We start from the raw sequence: 758 nt of genomic DNA, 5'->3' as shown, positions 1-758 counted from the left end.
GGGAAGCCAAGCAGAAAACGCTTGGCTTCCCGCGCCGGCAGCGCGTTCATACGGGTGTCGCAACCATCCACGCCAAGGAGCACAGCATGAAACCCACCCGCGCCATCCTCACCCACAGCAACTACGACGCCGACGACTACGCCTACCTCACCGCCAAGGGCTGGAGCGATGACGAAATCCTGGCCCGCTGGAGCGAAGAGGCTGCGCACGGCAACGGACCCTGCCACTGGGAAAGCGCGTCGGCCCGCGCCAAGCTGGCCGCCGTAACCGGTCGCCAACAGACGACGCGAGATGATTGAGATTGAGCTTGGCTTCCTGATCGAACAGCGCGTTCATACGTGTGTCGCAACGATCAACGAAGGAGACAACGATGACCACAGCCAAAACGATCCCCGCCACCCGCAACGAAGCCTGGGGCTTCTGGGGCACGATGGACGCGCACGCGCAAGCCGCCTGGCCCATCGCGATGAACGCCATCTACGACGCCACGGGACAGCCCTTCGAAGCGGTGCGGGCCTTCCTCGACAGCCGCCACGGACGCCACTTCGCGGACGAAGTCCTCAACCGCAAGCATGCGGGCCATGCCCTCCACGACGCGATCCGCGCCGCCACCCGGCAGTGGATGGAATGGACCATCGGACGCCGCACCAGTAAGGACTACGGTATCCCGCGCGGGCTTCCTTATCTGACCGGGTTCGTGATTCACTGCGAGATCGTCGAGGAGGAAGTCGCCGCCTGATCGAACGCCAGGCCATCCG

The 758-nt window shown here is 64.5% G+C and carries 2 protein-coding genes; both read left to right on the top strand.

What is annotated here, in order from left to right:
- Positions 1 to 299: hypothetical protein (locus Z164_RS0119560; protein WP_236621841.1), on the top strand; the 299-nt coding region annotated here is incomplete at its 5' end.
- 71 nt (positions 300 to 370) lie between these two features.
- Entirely contained in the window at positions 371 to 739 is a 369-nt protein-coding gene (locus Z164_RS0119555) for a hypothetical protein (RefSeq protein ID WP_024892308.1), read from the top strand.
- Positions 740 to 758: the final 19 nt, after the last annotated feature.

This window comes from Luteimonas huabeiensis HB2 (genome assembly GCF_000559025.1).
Classification (GTDB): Bacteria; Pseudomonadota; Gammaproteobacteria; order Xanthomonadales; family Xanthomonadaceae; genus Luteimonas; species Luteimonas huabeiensis.
Note: the sequence above shows the minus strand (reverse complement) of the source record. Positions and strands in the feature narration are given on the sequence as shown.